The organism is Streptomyces sp. NPDC001407, assembly GCF_042895325.1.
GTDB lineage: Bacteria > Actinomycetota > Actinomycetes > Streptomycetales > Streptomycetaceae > Streptomyces.
Genome location: NZ_JBIAWF010000002.1, coordinates 195,644 through 215,073, shown reverse-complemented (window position 1 = coordinate 215,073; position 19,430 = coordinate 195,644). Strand labels below are relative to the sequence as shown.

At 69.7% G+C, this 19,430-nt stretch carries 21 protein-coding genes; 9 read left to right on the top strand and 12 right to left on the bottom strand.

Features of this window, described 5'->3' with window-relative positions; all coding sequences use genetic code 11:
* Position 1 precedes the first annotated feature (1 nt).
* The 3 genes from ACFY1P_RS04480 to ACFY1P_RS04470 form a co-directional block, all read right to left on the bottom strand.
* Positions 2–664 (bottom strand): hypothetical protein, encoded by a 663-nt coding sequence (locus ACFY1P_RS04480; protein ID WP_390749670.1) that lies wholly within the window; start codon positions 662–664, stop codon positions 2–4.
* A 510-nt stretch (positions 665–1,174) separates the two neighbouring features.
* Positions 1,175–1,537, bottom strand: coding sequence for a hypothetical protein (locus ACFY1P_RS04475; protein ID WP_390749669.1), 363 nt, complete (start codon positions 1,535–1,537; stop codon positions 1,175–1,177).
* Between the two features lie 167 nt (positions 1,538–1,704).
* Positions 1,705–2,259 carry a hypothetical protein gene (locus ACFY1P_RS04470; protein ID WP_390749668.1) on the bottom strand — a complete coding sequence of 185 codons (555 nt, stop codon included), beginning with the start codon at positions 2,257–2,259 and terminating at the stop codon, positions 1,705–1,707.
* Between the two features lie 366 nt (positions 2,260–2,625).
* On the opposite strand from ACFY1P_RS04470, the gene rox reads away from it, so the two are divergent.
* Together rox and ACFY1P_RS04460 are read left to right on the top strand one after the other, a co-directional pair.
* Positions 2,626–4,056 carry a rifampin monooxygenase gene (rox, locus tag ACFY1P_RS04465; RefSeq protein ID WP_390749667.1) on the top strand — a complete coding sequence of 477 codons (1,431 nt, stop codon included), beginning with the start codon at positions 2,626–2,628 and terminating at the stop codon, positions 4,054–4,056.
* Between the two features lie 54 nt (positions 4,057–4,110).
* Positions 4,111–4,632, top strand: coding sequence for an HAD domain-containing protein (locus ACFY1P_RS04460; RefSeq protein WP_390749666.1), 522 nt, complete (start codon positions 4,111–4,113; stop codon positions 4,630–4,632).
* A gap of 97 nt (positions 4,633–4,729) precedes the next feature.
* Here ACFY1P_RS04460 and ACFY1P_RS04455 read toward each other — a convergent pair whose 3' ends face one another.
* The 3 genes from ACFY1P_RS04455 to ACFY1P_RS04445 form a co-directional block, all read right to left on the bottom strand.
* A complete protein-coding gene (locus ACFY1P_RS04455) occupies positions 4,730–5,101 on the bottom strand; it encodes a MerR family transcriptional regulator (protein WP_390749665.1) in 372 nt (123 codons plus the stop codon).
* 26 nt (positions 5,102–5,127) lie between these two features.
* Positions 5,128–5,895: an SDR family NAD(P)-dependent oxidoreductase gene (locus tag ACFY1P_RS04450; RefSeq protein WP_390749664.1), complete on the bottom strand. Its 768-nt coding sequence runs from the start codon at positions 5,893–5,895 to the stop codon at positions 5,128–5,130.
* Between the two features lie 272 nt (positions 5,896–6,167).
* On the bottom strand, positions 6,168–6,578 hold the full coding sequence (locus tag ACFY1P_RS04445; RefSeq protein WP_390749663.1) for a RidA family protein: 411 nt from the start codon (positions 6,576–6,578) through the stop codon (positions 6,168–6,170).
* A gap of 538 nt (positions 6,579–7,116) precedes the next feature.
* On the opposite strand from ACFY1P_RS04445, the gene ACFY1P_RS04440 reads away from it, so the two are divergent.
* Positions 7,117–8,694 (top strand): RICIN domain-containing protein, encoded by a 1,578-nt coding sequence (locus ACFY1P_RS04440; RefSeq protein ID WP_390749662.1) that lies wholly within the window; start codon positions 7,117–7,119, stop codon positions 8,692–8,694.
* 122 nt (positions 8,695–8,816) lie between these two features.
* Here ACFY1P_RS04440 and ACFY1P_RS04435 read toward each other — a convergent pair whose 3' ends face one another.
* Positions 8,817–9,791 (bottom strand): helix-turn-helix transcriptional regulator, encoded by a 975-nt coding sequence (locus ACFY1P_RS04435; protein WP_390749661.1) that lies wholly within the window; start codon positions 9,789–9,791, stop codon positions 8,817–8,819.
* 91 nt (positions 9,792–9,882) lie between these two features.
* Between ACFY1P_RS04435 and ACFY1P_RS04430 the strand changes: the two genes are divergently transcribed.
* The gene (locus tag ACFY1P_RS04430; protein WP_390749660.1) at positions 9,883–10,602 is read left to right on the top strand and encodes an NADPH-dependent F420 reductase; all 720 of its coding nucleotides are present in this window, start codon (positions 9,883–9,885) and stop codon (positions 10,600–10,602) included.
* Between the two features lie 90 nt (positions 10,603–10,692).
* The gene (locus tag ACFY1P_RS04425) at positions 10,693–11,091 is read left to right on the top strand and encodes a VOC family protein (protein ID WP_390749659.1); all 399 of its coding nucleotides are present in this window, start codon (positions 10,693–10,695) and stop codon (positions 11,089–11,091) included.
* 30 nt (positions 11,092–11,121) lie between these two features.
* On the opposite strand, the gene ACFY1P_RS04420 is transcribed toward ACFY1P_RS04425, so the two are convergent.
* The 4 genes from ACFY1P_RS04420 to ACFY1P_RS04405 form a co-directional block, all read right to left on the bottom strand.
* A complete protein-coding gene (locus ACFY1P_RS04420) occupies positions 11,122–11,583 on the bottom strand; it encodes a GNAT family N-acetyltransferase (RefSeq protein ID WP_390749805.1) in 462 nt (153 codons plus the stop codon).
* A gap of 135 nt (positions 11,584–11,718) precedes the next feature.
* On the bottom strand, positions 11,719–12,735 hold the full coding sequence (locus ACFY1P_RS04415) for a DUF1259 domain-containing protein (protein WP_390749658.1): 1,017 nt from the start codon (positions 12,733–12,735) through the stop codon (positions 11,719–11,721).
* Positions 12,736–12,791: 56 nt separating this feature from the next.
* Positions 12,792–12,917 carry a hypothetical protein gene (locus ACFY1P_RS04410; protein ID WP_390749657.1) on the bottom strand — a complete coding sequence of 42 codons (126 nt, stop codon included), beginning with the start codon at positions 12,915–12,917 and terminating at the stop codon, positions 12,792–12,794.
* Positions 12,918–13,047: 130 nt separating this feature from the next.
* The gene (locus tag ACFY1P_RS04405) at positions 13,048–13,971 is read right to left on the bottom strand and encodes an SDR family oxidoreductase (protein WP_390749656.1); all 924 of its coding nucleotides are present in this window, start codon (positions 13,969–13,971) and stop codon (positions 13,048–13,050) included.
* An 84-nt stretch (positions 13,972–14,055) separates the two neighbouring features.
* On the opposite strand from ACFY1P_RS04405, the gene ACFY1P_RS04400 reads away from it, so the two are divergent.
* The 4 genes from ACFY1P_RS04400 (at position 14,056) to ACFY1P_RS04385 (ending at position 18,093) form a co-directional block, all read left to right on the top strand.
* Positions 14,056–14,622 (top strand): TetR/AcrR family transcriptional regulator, encoded by a 567-nt coding sequence (locus ACFY1P_RS04400; protein WP_390749655.1) that lies wholly within the window; start codon positions 14,056–14,058, stop codon positions 14,620–14,622.
* A 145-nt stretch (positions 14,623–14,767) separates the two neighbouring features.
* A complete protein-coding gene (locus tag ACFY1P_RS04395; protein WP_361520479.1) occupies positions 14,768–15,208 on the top strand; it encodes a helix-turn-helix transcriptional regulator in 441 nt (146 codons plus the stop codon).
* Between the two features lie 10 nt (positions 15,209–15,218).
* Positions 15,219–15,629: a VOC family protein gene (locus ACFY1P_RS04390; protein ID WP_361520476.1), complete on the top strand. Its 411-nt coding sequence runs from the start codon at positions 15,219–15,221 to the stop codon at positions 15,627–15,629.
* Positions 15,630–15,705: 76 nt separating this feature from the next.
* Entirely contained in the window at positions 15,706–18,093 is a 2,388-nt protein-coding gene (locus ACFY1P_RS04385; protein ID WP_390749654.1) for an ATP-binding cassette domain-containing protein, read from the top strand.
* Between the two features lie 59 nt (positions 18,094–18,152).
* Here the strand turns inward: ACFY1P_RS04385 and ACFY1P_RS04380 are convergent, their stop codons facing one another.
* Positions 18,153–19,238: a polyprenyl synthetase family protein gene (locus tag ACFY1P_RS04380; RefSeq protein WP_390749653.1), complete on the bottom strand. Its 1,086-nt coding sequence runs from the start codon at positions 19,236–19,238 to the stop codon at positions 18,153–18,155.
* Between the last annotated feature and the right edge of the window lie 192 nt (positions 19,239–19,430).

Here is a 19,430-nt window from a genome sequence, read left to right as displayed (position 1 = left end):
CTCAGGAGCTCCCGCTGAAGTCGAAGGAGAACTCCACCAGTCCGTCCTCGCTCTTCGCCTTGGCCGTCAGGAGCGCGCTGCCGCGGCTCAGACTCCCCGAGAGGGTGGAGCCGGTGGCGATGTCGTGCGTCGCCCCGCCGGGCAGCGCGCCCAGCTCGGGGCGGCACGGCACCAGCAGGCCGGGCCAGTTGACGAGATTGAGGGCGGCGCCCTCCTTGACGTGTGTGTCGGTGAGCTCGCCGCTGAGGTCGCTGCCGTCCCAGGACAGGTGCCAGTACGTCAGCAGCAGTTGATCGGACGGCGCGGACGAATGGAGGGAGATCGCGCCGTCCTGCGAAGGCTGCCCGACAGCGAGCAACAGCGTGAACGGGTTGCCGTCGCTCTGCCCGCCGGCGTCATGAGGCTTGCCCAGGTCGAGCGTGGCGGGCAGCTCGTACGCTTTCGCCTGGCCGGCTTCGAGGGAGTTACCCGCCCCGCAGTAGTCGTACGGGACGGCGGTCACCTTGGCGGTGCCCTGATAGTGGGCACCCCACAGGGCGGACGCGTCGCCCGGTGACGCGTCCGAACCGGCCATGGGCTGCCGCGGTTTCGCCGCCGGGGCCACGTGCGTCTCGGGGGCGGAGCGTGGCGAGGACGGTGACAGTGCGGGCGTGACGGTCGCCACCGAGGCCGACGGGACCGCACCGCCCCGCAGAGCCGTCGCGGGCGGGTTCGCCGGCGTGGCAGCGGGTACGGAACCCGCGCTGGAGCACGCTGCGACGAGCATCAGGGTCAGCCCCGCCGCCACGGTGGCGCCAACGGTCCGACCGGTCCTCGCACGGCGGAAGGGGCGCGATCGGCAGCTCTCGGAATGCATGGTGAACACGTCAGGACGTAACGGCACGGCTCCCAACTCCCCCGACTGGGCCGCGAATCGCCCCGGTGGCGACCCGGCGGCTTGTGGTGGGAACGCTACGACCCCCATGGAACGCACGTATGGCGGATAAGGCTTTCTTGGCCGTGTGTGCTATTGGAGTTCGACCATGCGGGTGGCAAGTGCCGTCTGAGGCTGTCGTGCCGGCCCGTACCGCAGGGACGACGGCGTGCGGCTGAGCGCGTCACGGGCGGTACGGGCCGGATGGGTTCGGCGACTGCGCTCGGCCGTCGCCGGGGCCGCGCTATGCGGGCACGGCCCTCACGTGCTGAGCAGGCGGTTGAAGAACGAGCGGTAGCGCTGGAGCGCGATCCGCAGGTCTTCGGTGACCACCTCTTCTCCACGGCCCCACTGACCCTCGAGGTCCCCCTTGTGGGAGGAGAACGACTTGGCCAGGGTCTGCATCACTTCGGCGACCAACTGGTCGGCCGCGCGCACCGCGTCCTGTGGGTCATCGACGAAGTCGGTCTGGATCGCCTGCCACCTGGAGCGGAAGTCCCGGGCCTCGTCAGGGCCAAGAAGCGGCTCGTCCTCCTCGCCGTAATCCCGGGGCGAAGGTTCTCCCTTGCCCGGGTCCGTGGCCTCGCCGGGAAACGCCCTCAGGCCCGCTGTCCTTGCGGGCAAGGTCTTCGGTGGTGAGACGGTCCTCACCGGTCAGGCCGCCGTAGCCGCCCCTTTCCCTGTTCTCACGCTGCATCGTTCCTCACTCCTCGTTCCTGATACACGTCTCTGACACAACGGTTCGCCGGGTGCTTGCTCCGCAGCCCCTCCGCTGACGCGCGGGGGCTTTCTCACGCGAGGCGTTCGCCCGGCCGGTCGCCGTTCGTGAGCAGGTCGTCGAAGAGAGCGCGGTAGTGAACCATCGCGCCCCGCAGTTCCTCGGTGGTCGCCTTGTTGCTGCCCGCCCGCGTGTTGACGTCGTGGGCGGCGCGGTAGTGCTCCAGCGTGCGCCCGTGCGCGACCGACAGGTCCTTGAGCTGCTGCTCGTACCCATCGGTCGGATAGCCGCGTTCCCTCATCAGCCGGGTCACCAGGCGGTCCGCCTCACCGACGGCTTCCTCGGGCCTGTCGACGAAGCGCTCCTGCACGCTGGTCCAGTCCTGCGCGTACTGTTGACGCGTCGGCGCAGGCAGTGACTTCAGGTCGAGGTCGTCATGTCGCTGCTCGCGGGCACGCAGTTCACGCTCGGCGGCCATGCGGCTGTCCCCGGCCTCGACCGTGCGCTCGTACTCGGGGCCGAACCGCTCCCGCAGATGCTGCCGACGGCGGACCATGATCCAAGCGCCGCCCGCCACAGCGATCAGCACCATCGCGGCGATGACCGCGATGAGAATTCCTGTGGACATCGAGGGCCTCCATCCGTTGGTGGATCCGATGTCGACGTGCACGTCTCCGTAATCGTCGGCTACCCCGATTCACCGCGCCGACGCAGCCATCTGTCCGCGGCCGAGCGCCTCGGTCGGCCCCCTTCTCCGGGGCCACTCCCGTACCGGTGATGCCCCAGCCCACCGAGCGTGTGGCGCAGGCCCGACCGTCCGAGCGACCCGGGGGCTACGAGCCGCGGGCCCAGCGGACGGGAAAAGAGAAAGGCAAGGAGGAAAACGCCTCCTTGCCACTTTCAAGATATAGCGCAACAGGGGGCTTGCGGCAAGGCCCCTGCCGTGCCGCACAATCATCGACCGAAGCCAGGACCAGGGGAAACAGGGTTTTTGATGATTGATGTGATCGTTGCCGGCGGCGGACCGACCGGCCTGATGCTGGCCTGCGAGCTGCGGCTGCACGGCGTGCACGTGGTCGTGCTGGAGAAGCTGACCGAGCCGACCGGGGAGTCCCGCGGGCAGGGCCTGCACGCGCGCAGCGTCGAGCTGATGGACCAGCGAGGCCTGCTGGACCGGTTCCTCGCGGTCAGCGAGAAGTTCAGCGTCGGCGGTCTCTTCGGCGGGATCATGAAGCCGTGGCCGGACGGGCTGGACACCGCGCACCCGTACGGCGTCGCCACCCCGCAGCCGCTCACCGAGCGGCTGCTCCATGAGCGTGCCCTCGAACTCGGCGCCGAGATCCGGCGCGGCTGTGAAGTGACCGGGCTGAGCCAGGACGAGGACGGGGTGACCGTCGAGCTCGCGAGTGGGGGCACACCACTGCGATCGCGCTACCTCGTCGGGTGCGACGGCGGCCGCAGTACGGTGCGCAAGCTGCTCGGAGTCGGCTTCCCCGGCGAGCCCGCCAAGGTCGAGACGCTGCTGGGCGTCATGGAAGCGACCGAGGAGCCGGCGACAATCGCCGCCGTCGTCGCGGAAGTCAACAAGAATCAGCCGCGGTTCGGCGCCATGCCTCTCGGGGACGGGACGTACCGCGTCATCGTGCCCGCCGACGGGGTGGCCGAGGACCGCACGGCCCCCACCACCCTGGACGAGTTCAAGCAGCAGCTGCGGGCGTTCGCGGGCACCGACTTCGGCGCGCACGCGCCGCGCTGGCTGTCCCGGTTCGGCGACGCCACCCGGCAGGCCGAGCGCTACCGCGTCGGCCGGGTGCTGCTGGCCGGCGACGCGGCGCACATCCACCCGCCGACCGGAGGGCAGGGCCTCAACCTCGGTGTGCAGGACGCGTTCAACCTCGGCTGGAAGCTGGCCGCCGAGATCGACGGCTGGGCCCCGGAGGGGCTGCTGGACACCTACCACACCGAACGGCACCCGGTGGGCGCCCGTGTGCTGGACAACACGCGTGCGCAGATCACACTGATGGGCGCCGACCCGGGGCCGACGGCGCTGCGGGAGCTGTTCTCGAAGCTGATGGACTTCGAGGAGGTGAACCGGTACGTGACCGAGATGATCACCGCGGTCGGGGTCCGCTACGACTTCGGCGAGGGCCACGAGCTGCTCGGCCGGCGGATGCGGGACGTGCAGCTGAAGCAGGGCCGCCTCTATGAGCTGATGCACGGCGGCCGCGGGCTGCTGCTCGACCGGACCGGCCGCCTTTCGGTGGAAGGCTGGGCGGACCGGGTCGACCACGTCGTCGACGCCGGCGAGGAACCGGACGTGCCCGCGGTGCTGCTCAGGCCGGACGGTCACGTGGCGTGGGTCGGTGAAGACCAGCAGGATCTGCTCGGCCAACTGCCGAAGTGGTTCGGCGCCGCCACCCGCTGACGGAGCGGGTGGGCTCGTTCCGGGCCGGGCCGACGGGGTCGTTATCGTGCCTCTGTGACTGGTCATGCGCAGCGTCCGCTGTTGTTCCTCGATGTAGACGGCCCACTCATCCCGTTCGGAGCGGCGCCCGAGCTGTACCCGGCCTATGGCACAGGCCGCGAATCGCTCGACGCTGCCGCGAACCCGCTCCTGACCAGGATCAACCCCGACCACGGGCGACGGCTGGCGGCGCTTCCGTGCGAGCTGGTGTGGGCCACGACATGGATGGCTGACGCGAACGCATGCATCGCCCCTCGCATCGGCCTCCCGCAGCTCGCCATGGTGGCGTGGCCGGAACCGTCCGACGCCGACGACCTGGACGAACGCAGTGGTCTGCACTGGAAGACCCGCGCCCTGGTCGCATGGGCGGCGGGGCGCCCGTTCGTCTGGGTCGACGACGAGATCACCGACACCGACCGCACCTGGGTCGCCACCCACCACCCGGGGCGGGCCCTCCTCCATCGTGTCGATCCACGTCGTGGCCTGACGGACGGCGACTATGCGGTTCTCGAGGCGTGGCTGCGGGGGCTCGGCTGATACGAGAGCGGGGTGGTGGGTACGACGAGCTCGACGCGGCCCTCCGTTGCTGATCGGGAAGCCCTGTCTGCTTCCTCCCAGAGCACGGGGGCATCGATCAAGCCACTGAGCGGATCCGGTCGCCGGTCTTCTCCCGGAGCGCGGCTTCCAGCCGGTCACGGGCCTCGGTCTGGGCGGCGATGCGCTCATTGAGGACCGCCAGCCGTTCCAACGCGACCCGCAGGCCCTTGTCCGACGGCGGTGCGGCAGACACATCGCCGTCCAGACACGGCAGGAACACGCGCACATCGTCCAGGGTGAGCCCGGCGGCCAGCAGGTATCGGATGTTGCGGACCCGTACCACAGCCTGCTCGCCGTAGACGCGATAGCCGTTGGAGGCCCGCTCGGAAGAGATCAGCCCGGCCTGCTCGTAGTGCCGTAGCGCACGAGCCGTCGTTCCGGTTGCTCCGGCCAGCTCACCTATCCGCATCTGCCCCACCTCCCGAAGCACTCCTATCACGCCACGACCGCTCCGCCGTCGACCGGGAGCACCACTCCGGTGACGAACGACGCGGCCGGTGCCGCGAGCTGTGTGATGGCCCAGGCCACTTCCTCGGATCGGCCGATCCGGCCCAGTGGGGTGTGCGCCAACTGCCACTCCCGCACTGCGGCCACCCGTTCCCGTGTCAGGCCCTGATGCTCGGCTATGGGAGTGTCGATCGCGCCGGGAGCCACTGCCACCACCCGGACCCCGCGGGGTGCCAGCTCGACTGCCCAACTGCGGGTCAGCAGTTCCAGCGCGGTCTTGGTCGCCGCGTACACCGAGCTGCCGGGCCAGGCCCGCTGTCCCACCGACGTACTGAGATTGACGATCACGCCGCTCGACGCTTCCAGGAACGGCAGTACGGCCTGGGCCAGCAGGATGGGAGCCACGAGGTTGGTGGCCAGCTGAGCCGCGATCCCTTCCGGCGTCAGTGTGCCGAGGGCGCCGCTGCGTACGATGCCGGCGTTGTTGACCAGGACGTCCAGCCGACCGTGTGTCTCCGACACGGCCCGGACGATCTGCTCCGGCGCGGCCTCGGCGGTGATGTCGACGGGCAGCGGCGTGATCCGGTCGTACCCGGCCGCAGTCTCCTCAAGTGGTCCGCGACGCCGCCCGATCGCGACCACGTCGGCGCCCTCGGCGGCGAAGGCGCGGGCAGTGGCCCGGCCGATGCCGGTGCCGGCTCCGGTGACGGCGACGACCCTGTTGTTCTGCGCTGCGGTGCTGTTCATGCCGGTCATCGTGCAACCCTGCCGCCAGTGGCAAGGTCAATGCCGCATCGGAAGCTCCCTCGGTCAGCGGGCACGAGGACAAGTACGCGATGCGGGAGATCGCTGTCCACGAGCGCGGAGCTCGCTCAGGAGTGGAAACCCCGACCATCAGGCAGCAGACTCACCCTTACGATTTCGTCGTGGTCACGTGCACCTTGGTCGGAGCACATGACCGGACGAAGGCCGCCCCACCGTCCGGCGAATGCCCAGCTGGGCCACCCAGTGCGATACGCCGTTCGGAATCAGTCAGGCAGCGCCACGGTGAGATCCACCTCGACGAGCTGTCCGGGAAAGCCCAGCTGGGCGACGCCCAGGAGCGTGCTGGCGGTGGTGAACGCAGGGCCCAGGGCAGACTCGGTGAGCCGACGCCATACGGCTGCGAGGTCGCCCCTTTCGTCGCTCCGCACGTAGATCACCGACCGCACCACGTGTTGCGGCTGGGCACTCGCCGCCGCCAGGGCGGTGAGCGCGTTCGCGATCACCTGGTCGACCTGCATCTCGAGGGAACCGGAACCGACGAGGTCACCGTTCCGATCAAGTGGGCACTGTCCCGCCAGGTAGGCCGTACGCCCTGCCTCTACCACCGTGATGTGGTGGTAGCCGGGCGTCTCATGCAGTAGTTCGGGGTTGATGCGGGTGATCTTCTCAGTCATGTCCGCAAGTCTGACCAGCGTGGCGGCAGCACGCACCGCATTTTCCCCTCCGCCAGGCACTCCCCGACAACGTGAGGTTGAAGAGCAAGCTCAGGGTTGGTCCAGGGGTGTGATCAGGGTGAGTAATGATGGCGACGGCCGCTGTCCGCAGCAGGGTTGGCGTTGTGAACAATCCCCGTCAGCGCCGCTCCGGCCTGCCCGACGGCATCGTCGCGGGCGCGCTGATGAGGCGGGACGGCGTGGGGCCTCAGTACATGGCGACAGCCGACCGGCGCCCGAGGCCCAGGCGCGGTACGCACTGGCCGACGCCCCGGATCTGCGACGTCAGTTGTAGAACGCCTGCTGCTCCGTAGTCCCCCATGAACTCCTCTGTTTTCATTGCGATTTCATCGGCCCGTGCAAACTCCTGGTGTGAGGACTGCAACCACCCCGTGGCTGATATCAAGCCAAACCATCAAAGGGTCGGACGACACGTCCGGGGTCTTCATAGGCTCGTCGCACTTCACAGGAAGTTCACCGACTCACCACGGAGGGGCACATGCACAGACGCCTCAAGCGCCTCAGACGCCTCTTAGCGGCTCCGTTCCTCGCCCTGCTCCTGCTCACCACCGGCGTCGTCGCCACCGCCACCACGGCGCAGGCCGCGGACTCCGATGCCTGGAGGTTCACCAACCCGGACGGCACCCTCAACGCGACAGGCAACGGTGACGGAAACCAGATATCCGTCACCCCCGACGGCACCAACTACACGAACTGGCGGCTGATCAAGCTCGGCGCGCCCGGCATGTTCAACATCGCCAGCACCTCCTCCGGGAAGTGCATCTACGCCACCCAGCCCGCCGTACAGCAGTCCTGCGGCAAGGACGGCGAGCAGTGGCACTTCCGCCCCGTCGACGGCAAGCCCAACACCTTCGGCATCGTCCGCCGCGACGACTCCAGCGGCACCGAGTGGTGCATGGACAACCGCGGTGGCCTCCACCTGTGGGGCATCCTCGCCCAGCCCAACGTCTGCAACGGCGACGCGAGCCAGGAATGGACGGTCCCCGCGTCGAAGTCGGCCGAAGCGAAGAGCCTCGCCCTCGACTACTACGCCGACCTGTGTTCCAAGAAGACCGCCACCTGCTCGTGGACCGAGAAGTCCGAAGGGCGGCCCGAAGTCCTGCCCCGCCAGCCCGCCTCGTCGGTCTGGTACAACGACACCGGATCCACGATGAAGCAGGTCTTCACCACGATCTACCACTCCGGCTGGGCGCAGTCGTACTCCGTGGGCGTGTCGTCCTCCGTCGGTGTCTCCGTCCCGGTCCAGGCGATGATCTCCAGCCAGCTCACCGCGACGCAGACCTACGAGTCCGACGAGGCCACCGTGAATGGCATCGCGATCGACGTCCCGTCCAAGAACTACGGATGGGTCGACTTCGCCGCAGTCGGCAAGAAGGTCACCGGCACGTGGACCTTCGACACCGACAACCAGCCATGGACCGCCGACGCGACCGTGACCGTCCCCGTCATCAACTCGGCGGCCGGTTCCACGATGTACGTCGCCCACACCAGCCCGGACGCGCCCGGCAGCGGCACCAGCAGCACGGACGTCAAGCCTGCCGCTCTCGCGAGGACCGCGACGGACACCATGGACGTGCCCCCGGGCGGCAAGCTGACCGCCTACAAGGGCGGTGTCCAGGTCGCTGACGCCGACGGTAGCACGATCGCCACGGTGCAGCCCGGCACCGTCACGGACACCAACGGCACGACCCACAAGGTCGATCTCACGGTGAACGGCAACGCCGTCACCCAGACCATCGAGGGCGTCACCGGCGACACCGTCGCCGGCACGATCACGCCCCCGACCTTCTCCCTGGGTGGCGGCACCACCGCCACCCCCGAAGCTGCGAAGAAGGTCGTCAGGATGATCACGGCGGCGAACTCCTTCATGGCCGCTCCCGCCTCCAAGAACAGCGACGAGCACGACAAGTGCATGGCCGAGAAGATCGGGAAGGGCATCGTCAAAGGGGGCCTCATGGGCACCCTGCGCGGCGGCCCCGAAGGAGCTGCCATCGGCATGCTCACGGGCACGTTCAAGGGCATCGGCGAGGGGCTCGTCATGTGCCGGAACAAGTGACCTGACCACCTGAACGACCGCGTCCCCCTGCCTACGGACCGGCAGGGGGACGTGTGGCGCCTGCGACTGGCCCGCTGGTCTTTGCGTTCCCGGACCGGCGGGCTCGGTCCGGTGGACGTGGCCTACGCGGGCGGCAGCCGGTTCGTGGCGCGCAACATGCGCAGAGCGGTCTCGTGGAGGTGGTCGATGACCTCCGGGTCCGCGTCGAGGGTGTAGGCGGTGTCGAGGCCGATCAGGATGCGGGCGATGTGGGACAGGTGGTCGTCGGAGGCGTCGACGAGGCAGGTGGTGTCGTCGACGGGCCGGAGGCGGGTGGCCAGACCTTGGGTGCGGGCACGGATCCGTTCGGCAGGGGCGTGGACCGTGGCGATGGCCCGGTAGCGGGTGGGGGCGGACGAGAGCCGCCCGGCGACGAAGGCCGCGGCGTCGCCGCCGGGTACCGGGCGGGGCGCGACACGTCGGCCGGTGAGTGTGGGAGCGGTGATGCGGTCGAGACGGAAGAGGCGCCAGTCGTCCTTGTCGGTGTCGTGAGCGAGGAGGTACCACAGGTCGCCGGAGGCGACGAGGTGGCAGGGTTCGGCGCGGCGCGCGGTGGCCGTGCCGTGGCGGGCCGCGTAGTCGAAGGTGAGGACTTCGTGGTCGCGGCAGGCCACGGCGAGGGTGGCCAGGAGGGCGGGGTCGGCGCGCGGGCCGCGGTCCTCCCAGGTGATGCCGGCGAGCGAGGCATGGAGGGCGGTGACCTGGCCGCGCAGGCGGCGGGGGAGAACCTGTTCGAGTTTGGCCAGGGCGCGCAGCGCGGTCTCCTCGATGCCGGACAGACCACCGGCGGCGGTGCGCAGGGCGACGGTGATGGCGACGGCCTCGTCGTCGTCGAGGAGGAGGGGCGGCAGGTCGGTGCCGGCGGCCAGGCGGTAGCCGCCGGCGTGACCGCGGGCGCTGTCCACGGGGTAGCCCAGCTCGCGGAGCCGGTCGACGTCGCGGCGGACGGTGCGGGCGGTCACCGAGAGGCGCTCGGCCAGGTCGGAGCCGGACCACTCCCGCCGGGTCTGCAGCAGGGACAGCAGGCGCAGCATCCGGGCGGTCATGTCGCTCGTCATGACATCCACTATGCCCGCGTCAAAGGACACCCTCTGTCCGGAAAGCCTCCTACTGTGGATCTGTCCGCACGAATAAAACGGGAGGTTCCCCATGAAAATCACTGTTCTCGGTACCGGCGGCGGCGCCCGCGCCCATATCGCCAAGCTCGCCGAGCTCGGCCACGAGGTCTACGTCGGCACCCGCGACCCCGAGGCCACCCTGGCCCGCACCGAACCGGACATGATGGGCAGCCCGCCCTTCGGCCAGTGGCTCGCCGACCACCCCGGCGTCCAGCTGCGCACCTTCGGCGACGCCGCGACGGCCTCCGACGGGATCGTCATCAACGGCATCGACGGCCACAACGCCGTCGCGGCCCTCACCGCCATCTCCGACCGGCTCGCAGGCAAGACGCTCATCGACTACGCCGTCCCGTTCATCTACCAGCACACCCCCGAGCACCCCTGGCCCACCCCGTGGGGGATCATGCCGAAGCTCGACCCGTGCGACACCGACAGCCTCGGCGAGCGGATCCAGCGCGCCCTGCCTGACACGAAGGTCGTCAAGTCCTTCGTCACCCAGGAGCAGACCACCGTCGTCGACCCCGGTTCCGTCGGTGGCGGCGACCACACGATGTTCGTCGCGGGCGACCACGCCGACGCCAAGCAGCAGGCCACCGAGCTGCTCAAGGACTACGGCTGGACCGACATCCTCGACGTCGGCCCGCTGGTCTGCGCCCGAGGCATGGAGATGTACGCGCACATGCACTCCGCCATCGGCTTCGGTCTCGGCCAGCAGTTCGGCGGCCACTTCGGCATCAAGGTCGTGCGTTGAGCCGAGCGGCCACCGGGCCCCGGCCCTGGGCGGGGTGAACCGCCTCGCCCGCCGTCCCCGCAGCACCCCTCAATCGCAAAGGGAAACGCCATGACCAGCACCACCGACCCCAAGCCCCTGGCAGGGCAGATCATCTGCCACGCTCTGTGGGCCCGGAACGGCCGTGAGCTCGCCGAGTTCTACGCCGCCGCCCTGGGCACCGAGGTCTCCCGGAGCTACCCCGACGGACAGGGCGACGACGTCGCCTTCGCCTTGTATGCCGGCGACGCGATGTACCTCTTCTACACGTCCGACTCCTTCAAGGCCCCTGACTGGCCCGAGGAGGAGCTGCCGTTCCACATGGACCTCGCGTTCGACGACGTGCGGGCAGCGGAAGAGCGGCTGCTGGAGCTGGGGGCCACCAAGCCGTCCCACCAGCCGGGCGGCAAGCACTGGACGGTGCTGCTCGACCCTTCCGGTCAGCCGTTCTGTATTCACGGCGCCCGCTGAAGCGGTTGGGGCCCGAGGCCGCCCGCGGTGTCAGCCGACCCGCTGGGCCAGCACCTGTCCCGGCCAGGCACCGGACAGGAATTGCTCGGTGGGGGTGAATCCGTTGCGCTCGTAGAACGCGACCAGTTCACCTCCGCCGCCCGCCCAGCAGTCGACCCGCAGCAGTTCCACGCCGGCCCGCCGGGTCTCCTCGGCGGCATGGGCCAGCAGCGCCGCGCCGATGCCCAGACCGGCGTACCGTCGGTCGGAAACCAGCAGCCGGACGTACCGCTCGGGTTCCTCGGCCGGTGCGATCGGCATCTGTGGGCTGGGCCCGGAGTCCAATACCAGGGCTCCGACAGGTGTTCCGTCCGACTCCGCGATGTACGGGGCATTCTCGGTCGTGTACCGCTCGACCCGTGCCATGCTACCGGGTCTCTGCGAATACGGTGTTGTGCCCCATTGCTCGGTGTTGCCGCGGTTGTTCATCCAGACCACCGCGGAGTCGAGCATGTCGAGAACGGCCGGTGCGTCGGCCGGGCTGCCTGGTCTGATCCGTATGTCACCCACGGGGAAGCAGCCACTCCTGGAGTTCGACGAGGTTCCCTTCGCACTGTATACGTGACAGGCGTGGGGTCTGATGTGTTCTCAGGCGGACGGCTTGGCGTTGGTGGCGGCCACCGCGGAGCGCAGGGTGCGGGCGATTTTGACGGCGTCGTCCACTGCCCAGATGTGGGTGAAGAACAGACGGGGTTCGTCGGTGAGACCGTGGTTGTGGAGGGAGATGACTTCGATTCCTCCGCGCCGCAGTGCTTTGAGGGCGTCCTGGACCTCGTCGGCGATCATGGCGAAGTCTCCGTTGAGTGCGGCTCTGCCGCCCCCCAGGGGCTGGAAGTTGAAGGCAGTGGTGGATGCCAGGCCGGGCGGCAGGACGCGGCCCATGTCGGTGATGGTCTCGCGGCGGATGAAGGTGCAGGTGTAGATGCCGCCGTTGCTGGTTCCTCTGGCGCCCAGCGCGGCGTCGATTCCGGCGGTGTCCAGGTCGATGGGCGGGGACGGAAGGGGCGGTGTCGCGGGCGGGGTACCGGTCTGGTCGAGGACCGTGCGCAGGCCGCGGGCGATGGCCCGGGGGTCCTGGCCCGCGTTGTGGATATGGGTCCACCAGACGTCGGGGGACTGGGCGAGCAGATGCTTGTGGATGGCGGTCTGTGTGAACCCCTGCGTGTGCAGGGCATCGGTCAGCTTCTGCAGGTCGTCCTCGGTGACCACCAGATCGCCCATGGCCATGGTGCTGCCGTCGCTGTAACGGACGAAGGACACGTGCGAACCCAGGGCAAGGCCTGGTGTGACGGTGATTCCACGGGAGACCACGTGGAGGTCGCCGCGCAGGAAGGGCGTGTGGTAGAAGGTGCCCCGGACCATGTTCCCCGGCCGGTCCAGAATCTTCGCGACCTCTTGCCAGTCCGCCAGCGTGGTGGGGACCGGCTCGACCAGCTTCCCGTTGTCCTTCTTCCCGCTGTCCTTCCCGCTGTCCTCTGCGGGCCCGCCGCAACCGGCGACTGTTCCGATGCCGGCCAGTACCGGCACCAGCGCGGCCCCGGCCAGCAGCCGCCTCCGCTCCACTCCAGGGCCTTGGCCCCCGTCCTGCTGCTGGCCGCTGTTCATGGCTTGAGCTCCTTCTCAGAGTGCAGCGGAAGCGGTGGCCTCGCGGTTCCTCGCGCTCAGTGGAAGTTGCGGAACAGCGGCTTCGCGCCCTTCTTGTCCAGGTTCAGATACCCGGACTCGTCCAGACGTAAAAAGGACCGGGGGGTGAACACACCATCGGGCCACTTGATGTCCGGACGCATTGCCCGCCTGTCGGACCCGCTCGGTTCCTTTCGGTATGGCCTGCTGTCTCTCGGCGACTTCTTCGCGCCCGGCGGCCCGCGGGTCACGGGGGTCGGCGTGAGACCGGGCCCGCACCGTGCAGGCAGCGAGTCAGACGGTCGCGCCAGGGGCGCGGAAGTAGTGGCCCTTGTCGAGGTCTTCCAGGAGGCCGGGATGCGTCGGCTTCCAGTCCAGCAGGTCGCGGGTCAGGGTGCTGGACACCGGGGCGTCGGCGGCGAGGAAGTGGCCCAGCCAGGCGAAGTGCTCGGCCGCGGCCTCAGGGGGCACCGAGGTCACCGGTAGGTCGAGGTGACGGCCTATCACCTCGGCGATGTCGCGGATCGCGACCCCCTCTTCCGCCGCTCCGTGCAGCACCGATCCGGCGGGTGCCTTCTCCACGGCCAGGCGGAACAGCCGTGCGACGTCCAGGCGGTGGGCGGCCGACCAGCGATTGGTGCCGTCGCCGATATATGCGGACACCCCCTTGGCTCGGGCGGTGGCGACCAGGGTCGTCATGAAGCCGTTGTCACCTTCGCCGTGGCAGGTGGGGGACAGCCGCACCACGGATGAGCGCACCCCGCGTGCGGCGAGGGCCAGGGCGGCCTGGGCGGTGGCCGCCCGCATCGAGATCGGGGAGCCGTCGGCCGTGGGCACGTCCTGCTCGGTCGCAGGGTGCCCCGGCTTGAGGCCGACCACGCCGGAGGCGAGGACGAAGGGGCGGTCGGTGCCCGCGAGCGCGTCGCAGAACGTGTCGACAGCGCGGCGATCGGCCTCGACGGCGCCCTGGAAGTCGCCGGAGAAGGCGATGTCGTGCTTGAAGGCGAGGTGGATCACTCCGTCCGACGCGGCGGCCGCGTCCCGCAGGACGCCGAGGTCGTCGATGTCGCCGCGGACGACCTCCGCCCCGGCCGCGGAGAGCGCGGCGGCGGAGGCGTCGGAACGGGCGAGCCCGGTCACCCGGTGGCCGGCGTCGGTGAGTTCGGGAACGACGGCGGAACCGATCCAGCCGGAAGCGCCGGTCACGAAGATGCGCATGGGAGAACTCCGAACTGTCGATGTCAGTTACTGTCATCGACGCTACACCCGATGTCAGCTCCTGTCATCACGTAGAATCCGCGCATGGGACGATGGGAGCCGGACGCGCGCGGGCGCTTGGCGGAAGCGGCGTTGGAGCTCTACAGCGAGCGGGGGTACGAGCAGACCACCGTGGCGGAGATCGCCGGCCGGGCGGGGCTCACGGAGCGGACCTTCTTCCGGCACTACGCCGACAAGCGCGAGGTGCTGTTCTCCGGATCGGCCGAACTGCGGGAGTCGTTCGTACGGGCCGTGGCGGACGCTCCGGAGTCGGCGGCGCCGATGGACGCGCTGGCCGCGGGACTCGACGCGATGTCTGAAATGTTCGCCGGCCGCCGGGAGTTCGCGCGCGAGCGGCAGGCGGTGATCACGGCGAACGCGGAGCTCAAGGAGCGCGAGCTCATCAAGCTGGCCTCGATCGCCGCCTCGCTCACCGACGCCCTGCGGGGTCGCGGCGTGGCGGAGCCGGGGGCGAGCCTGCTCGCCGAGGTGGGCGTCGCCGTCTTCAAGGTCGGTTTCGAACGCTGGATCGCGGCGGGCGAGAAGCGGCAGCTGGCACAGGTGATGCGGGAATCGCTGACCGAGCTCAAGGCCATGACCGGAGGCGGGTGAGGGGGCACGGCCGCTTGCCCTGCGCCGTGATCTCCCCCGGGGCCTACGTCCCGGTGCGTGTCCCCCCAGACGTCGGCAGAGCCTCGTAAAACAACATAACCGCAGGTCAGAGGCGTTTTTCAGGGTGCGCTGATATCCTCGTCCCATGACCCCCGAAGAACTCGCCACCCTCGGGCACCTGCGCCGGGCGCGGGATCTCATCGACCGGGAGTACGCGCGGCCGCTCGACGTGCCGACGATCGCCCGGCACGCGCTCATGTCTCCGGCGCACTTCTCGCGGCAGTTCCGGGCGGCCTACGGAGAGACCCCGTACAGCTATCTCATGACCCGCCGGATCGAGCGGGCGATGGCTCTGCTGCGCGCCGGCATGAGCGTGACCGACGCGTGCATGACGGTCGGCTGTACCTCCCTCGGCTCGTTCAGCTCGCGGTTCACCGAACTCGTGGGGGAGACGCCGAGCGCGTACCGCACGCGGGAGCACCCCGCCGTGACGGCGATGCCCGCGTGTGTGGCCAAGGTGCGCACCCGCCCGACCAGAGAGAAGCCGAGCAGGATCGGAGAAGCGGCCCGGGAAGACGCCGCCTAACGTTGGCGGCATGACCATCGCACTCCAGTACTGCCACATCACCGTCAACGACCCGGACGAGTCGCTCGGCTTCTACCGCGACGCACTCGGCCTCGAGGTGCGCAACGATGTCGCTTCCGGCGGATTCCGCTGGGTCACCCTCGGCAGCCCGGACCAGCCGGGTCTCGAGATCGTGCTCTCGGAGCCGCACGCCGGCCGGCCCAAGGCCGACGGCGACGCGCTGCAGGAGCTGCTCACCAAGGGCGTCCTGCCGAACATCGTCTTCCGTACCGACGACCTCGACGCGGCCTTCGAGAAGGTACGGGCGTCGGGCGCGGAGGTGCTCCAGGAGCCCATGGCCCAGCCCTGGGGACCGCGCGACTGCGCCTTCCGTGACCCCTCGGGCAACATGGTGCGGATCTCGCAGGCGCCTTCCGCATAGCCGCCCGCAGCCCGGCCCGATCATGCCGCGCCGCGGCCGGTGCCGTGCGGCACCCCGTCCCGCAGATGGAGAGACGATGAGCAAGGCCCGGAAGACGGACACGCGGTCGCCCGCGCCGCACGTCGCCGACAGTCATGATCTGATCCGCGTGCACGGAGCGCGCGAGAACAACCTCAAGGGCGTCAGCGTCGAGATCCCGAAGCGCCGCCTGACGGTGTTCACCGGTGTCTCGGGCTCGGGCAAGAGCTCGCTGGTGTTCGACACGATCGCCGCCGAGTCGCAGCGGCTGATCAACGAGACGTACAGTGCCTTCGTCCAGGGCTTCATGCCGACTCTGGCCCGGCCCGACGTCGACGTCCTCGACGGGCTGACCACCGTGATCACCGTCGACCAGCAGCGGATGGGCGCCGACCCCCGCTCCACGGTCGGCACCGCCACCGACGCCAACGCGATGCTGCGCATCCTCTTCAGCCGGCTCGGCAAGCCGCACATCGGCCCGCCCAGCGCGTACGCCTTCAACGTCCCCTCGGTCCGGGCGGCCGGTGCGATGACCGTCGAGCGCGGGAACAGGAAGGCGGTCAAGGTCACCTACGACCGCACCGGCGGCATGTGCCCGCGCTGTGAGGGCCGCGGCGCGGTCTCCGACATCGACCTCGCCCAGCTCTACGACGACTCCAAGTCGCTCGCGGAGGGCGCGCTGACCATCCCCGGCTACACGGCAGGCGGCTGGAACTACCGGCTCTACAGCGAGTCCGGCTTCGTCGACGCGGACAAGCCGATCCGCGAGTACACCAAGCGGGAACTGCGCGACTTCCTCCATCACGAGCCGACCAGGATGAAGATCGCGGGCATCAACATGACCTACGAAGGTCTGATCCCGCGGATCCAGAGGTCGATGCTTGCCAAGGACAAGGAGGCGATGCAGCCGCACATCCGGGCCTTCGTCGAGCGGGCGGTCACCTTCGCCACCTGCCCCGAGTGCGACGGCACCCGGCTCAGTGAGGGCGCCCGGGCGTCGAAGATCAAGCGGGTCAGCATCGCGGACGCCTGCGCGATGCAGATCAGCGATCTCGCCGCATGGGTGCGGGGGCTCAAGGAGCCGTCGGTGGCGCCGCTGCTGGAGAAACTGCGGCACACCTGCGACTCGTTCGTGGAGATCGGCCTCGGCTACCTCTCGCTCGACCGGCCGTCGGGCACACTGTCCGGCGGTGAGGCGCAGCGCGTCAAGATGATCGGCCATCTCGGCTCCTCGCTCACCGATGTCACCTATGTCTTCGACGAGCCCACCACGGGCCTGCACCCCCACGACATCCGGCGGATGAACGACCTGCTGCTGAGGCTGCGGGACAAGGGCAACACGGTGCTCGTCGTGGAGCACAAGCCGGAGATGATCGCGATCGCCGACCACGTCGTCGATCTCGGCCCCGGCGCCGGTACGGCGGGCGGCGGTGTCTGCTTCGAGGGCACCGTCGAGGGGCTGCGGTCCAGTGACACTGTCACCGGCCGCCACCTCGACGACCGCGCCATCCTCAAGGAGGCGGTACGCGAGCCCACGGGTGTGCTGGCGGTCCGCGGCGCGACGACACACAACCTGCGCGACGTCGACGTCGACATCCCGCTCGGCGTACTGACCGTCGTCACGGGCGTCGCCGGTTCCGGCAAGAGCTCGCTCGTGCACGGGTCGATCCCCGCCGGAGAGGGTGTGGTGTCGGTCGATCAGAGCCCCATCCGCGGCTCGCGGCGGAGCAACCCGGCTACGTACACCGGACTGCTCGAACCGATCCGCAAGGCGTTCGCGAAGGCCAACGGTGTGAAGCCGGCGCTGTTCAGCGCCAACTCCGAGGGCGCCTGCCCCACTTGCAACGGCGCCGGCGTCATCTACACCGACCTGGCGATGATGGCCGGTGTCTCCACCACATGCGAGGACTGCGAGGGGAAGCGGTTCGACGCCTCGGTGCTGGAGTACCACCTCGGTGGGCGCGACATCAGCGAGGTGCTCGCGATGCCGGTGACGGAGGCCGAGGAGTTCTTCGGCGCGGGCGAGGCGCGGACGCCGGCCGCGCACAAGATCCTTGAGCGGCTGGCCGACGTGGGGCTCGGCTACCTCACCCTCGGCCAGCCGCTCACCACGCTCTCCGGCGGCGAGCGGCAGCGGCTCAAGCTCGCCACGCACATGGCCGAGAAGGGCGGCGTCTACGTCCTCGACGAGCCGACCGCCGGTCTCCACCTCGCCGACGTCGAGCAACTGCTCGGCCTGCTCGACCGGCTGGTCGACTCCGGCAAGTCGGTCATCGTGGTCGAGCACCACCAGGCGGTCATGGCCCACGCGGACTGGATCATCGACCTCGGCCCGGGCGCCGGCCACGAGGGTGGCCGGCTCGTCTTCGAGGGCACACCGGCCGATCTCGTCGCCGCTCGCTCCACTCTCACCGGCGAGCACCTGGCGGACTACGTCGGTGCCTGACGTGTGCGGTACGAAGCCGGCAGAGGTCGTTCCAGCAGGTCTCGCCGTCCTGCGCGGGGTCAGGCGAAGCCCGTGGCCACATCGGCGATGTGTGCCAGTCGCGTGGCCGTGCCGGTGGGCAATCCCGACAGCCGCAGAGCATCGAGGGATTCGCGGCGGCGGGCTGCGATCATCTGCTCGACCTCGTAGCGGGCGCCGGTCGCGGTGAAGATCTCCCGTATGCGCAGGGCATCTTCATCGGTGATGTCACCCTTGCCGACCGCAGCGCGCAGTACGCCACGCTCGCCAGGGGTGGCGCGCTGCCAGGCCACGGCGAGCAGCACGGTGTGCCGGCCTTCCCGCAGGTCGTCCAGGACGGGCTTGCCGGTGGTGGCCGGGGCGCCGAAGACGCCCAGGAGGTCGTCGCGTAGCTGGAACGCTTCGCCCAGAGGACGAGCGAAGGCGGACAGCGTTTCGAGGACGTCGAGGGAGGCGCCGGCCAGCGTCGCACCGACGTGCAAGGGGTGTTCGCAGGTGTAACTGCCGGTCTTGTGGCGGGCGATGCGCAGGGCCGCGTCGAAGCGGGGCACCGCGCCGGTGGCGGTGATGTCGAGGTACTGCCCGTACAGCACCTTCTCCCGCATGCTGTCGATCAGCGGCAGGACACGTAAGAGCTGGTCAGCGGCAAGGCCGGCGGTGTGGAAGAGCTCGTCCGACCAGGTCAGGGCGAGGTTCCCGATCAGGATCGCCGCGCCGGCGCCCACATGCTCGGCGTCCGCCGCGCTCCGGGCGGCTCCCTGACGGCCGGCCAGGAGCCGGTGGAGGGCCGGGCGGCCGCGGCGGGTGGCCGAGCGGTCCATGATGTCGTCGTGGATGAGGGCGAAGGCGTGGAACAGCTCGAGTGAGGCCGCTGCCCGCACCACCGGGGCCGGGGTGGGCCCGCTGCCGGCCCCGGCGCACCAGCCGGCCACGCACAGCTCGGGCCCGATGCGTCTGCCGCCGCTGCCGCGGATGAAGTCGCGCAACGCCTGGGTGGCCTCGACGGGCAGGCAGCGCTCCTCGGCGTCGAGAACCTTGGACGCCAGGAAGTTGCCCAGGCAGACATCGACTGCTTCTCCGCTCGCAGCCGTGTCCGGAGGAGCGCTTGTAGCCAGGACTTCGTTCACCGATCGGTCCACCTCTCGACGGGGGTGTCCGTGCAGCTACCGGAGTGCCGTCCGAACAAGCGTCCCCAGCATCGGGCAGGGCGGCACGCCTGCCCAGGGCTCTTTGAGCCAGTCGGCATGACGAGGCCCGCACGCTTCCGGTACTGCGGCGCCCCGACGTGGCGATCGGCTGCCGGGACAGTCGCGTGGCAG

Excerpts from the sequence above, each read along its gene's own strand:
- ACFY1P_RS04400 (WP_390749655.1), top strand. The coding sequence starts at position 14,056 with ATGGGACGATGGGAGCCGGACGCGCGCGGGCGCTTGGCGGAAGCGGCG.
- ACFY1P_RS04390 (WP_361520476.1), top strand. The coding sequence starts at position 15,219 with ATGACCATCGCACTCCAGTACTGCCACATCACCGTCAACGACCCGGAC.
- ACFY1P_RS04410 (WP_390749657.1), bottom strand. The coding sequence starts at position 12,917 with ATGCGTCCGGACATCAAGTGGCCCGATGGTGTGTTCACCCCCCGGTCC.
- ACFY1P_RS04445 (WP_390749663.1), bottom strand. The coding sequence starts at position 6,578 with ATGACTGAGAAGATCACCCGCATCAACCCCGAACTACTGCATGAGACG.
- ACFY1P_RS04405 (WP_390749656.1), bottom strand. The coding sequence starts at position 13,971 with ATGCGCATCTTCGTGACCGGCGCTTCCGGCTGGATCGGTTCCGCCGTC.
- ACFY1P_RS04395 (WP_361520479.1), top strand. The coding sequence starts at position 14,768 with ATGACCCCCGAAGAACTCGCCACCCTCGGGCACCTGCGCCGGGCGCGG.
- ACFY1P_RS04470 (WP_390749668.1), bottom strand. The coding sequence starts at position 2,259 with ATGTCCACAGGAATTCTCATCGCGGTCATCGCCGCGATGGTGCTGATC.
- ACFY1P_RS04420 (WP_390749805.1), bottom strand. The coding sequence starts at position 11,583 with ATGCTCGACTCCGCGGTGGTCTGGATGAACAACCGCGGCAACACCGAG.
- ACFY1P_RS04415 (WP_390749658.1), bottom strand. The coding sequence starts at position 12,735 with ATGAACAGCGGCCAGCAGCAGGACGGGGGCCAAGGCCCTGGAGTGGAG.
- rox (WP_390749667.1), top strand. The coding sequence starts at position 2,626 with ATGATTGATGTGATCGTTGCCGGCGGCGGACCGACCGGCCTGATGCTG.
- ACFY1P_RS04440 (WP_390749662.1), top strand. The coding sequence starts at position 7,117 with ATGCACAGACGCCTCAAGCGCCTCAGACGCCTCTTAGCGGCTCCGTTC.
- ACFY1P_RS04435 (WP_390749661.1), bottom strand. The coding sequence starts at position 9,791 with ATGACGAGCGACATGACCGCCCGGATGCTGCGCCTGCTGTCCCTGCTG.
- ACFY1P_RS04455 (WP_390749665.1), bottom strand. The coding sequence starts at position 5,101 with ATGCGGATAGGTGAGCTGGCCGGAGCAACCGGAACGACGGCTCGTGCG.
- ACFY1P_RS04385 (WP_390749654.1), top strand. The coding sequence starts at position 15,706 with ATGAGCAAGGCCCGGAAGACGGACACGCGGTCGCCCGCGCCGCACGTC.
- ACFY1P_RS04425 (WP_390749659.1), top strand. The coding sequence starts at position 10,693 with ATGACCAGCACCACCGACCCCAAGCCCCTGGCAGGGCAGATCATCTGC.
- ACFY1P_RS04430 (WP_390749660.1), top strand. The coding sequence starts at position 9,883 with ATGAAAATCACTGTTCTCGGTACCGGCGGCGGCGCCCGCGCCCATATC.
- ACFY1P_RS04450 (WP_390749664.1), bottom strand. The coding sequence starts at position 5,895 with ATGACCGGCATGAACAGCACCGCAGCGCAGAACAACAGGGTCGTCGCC.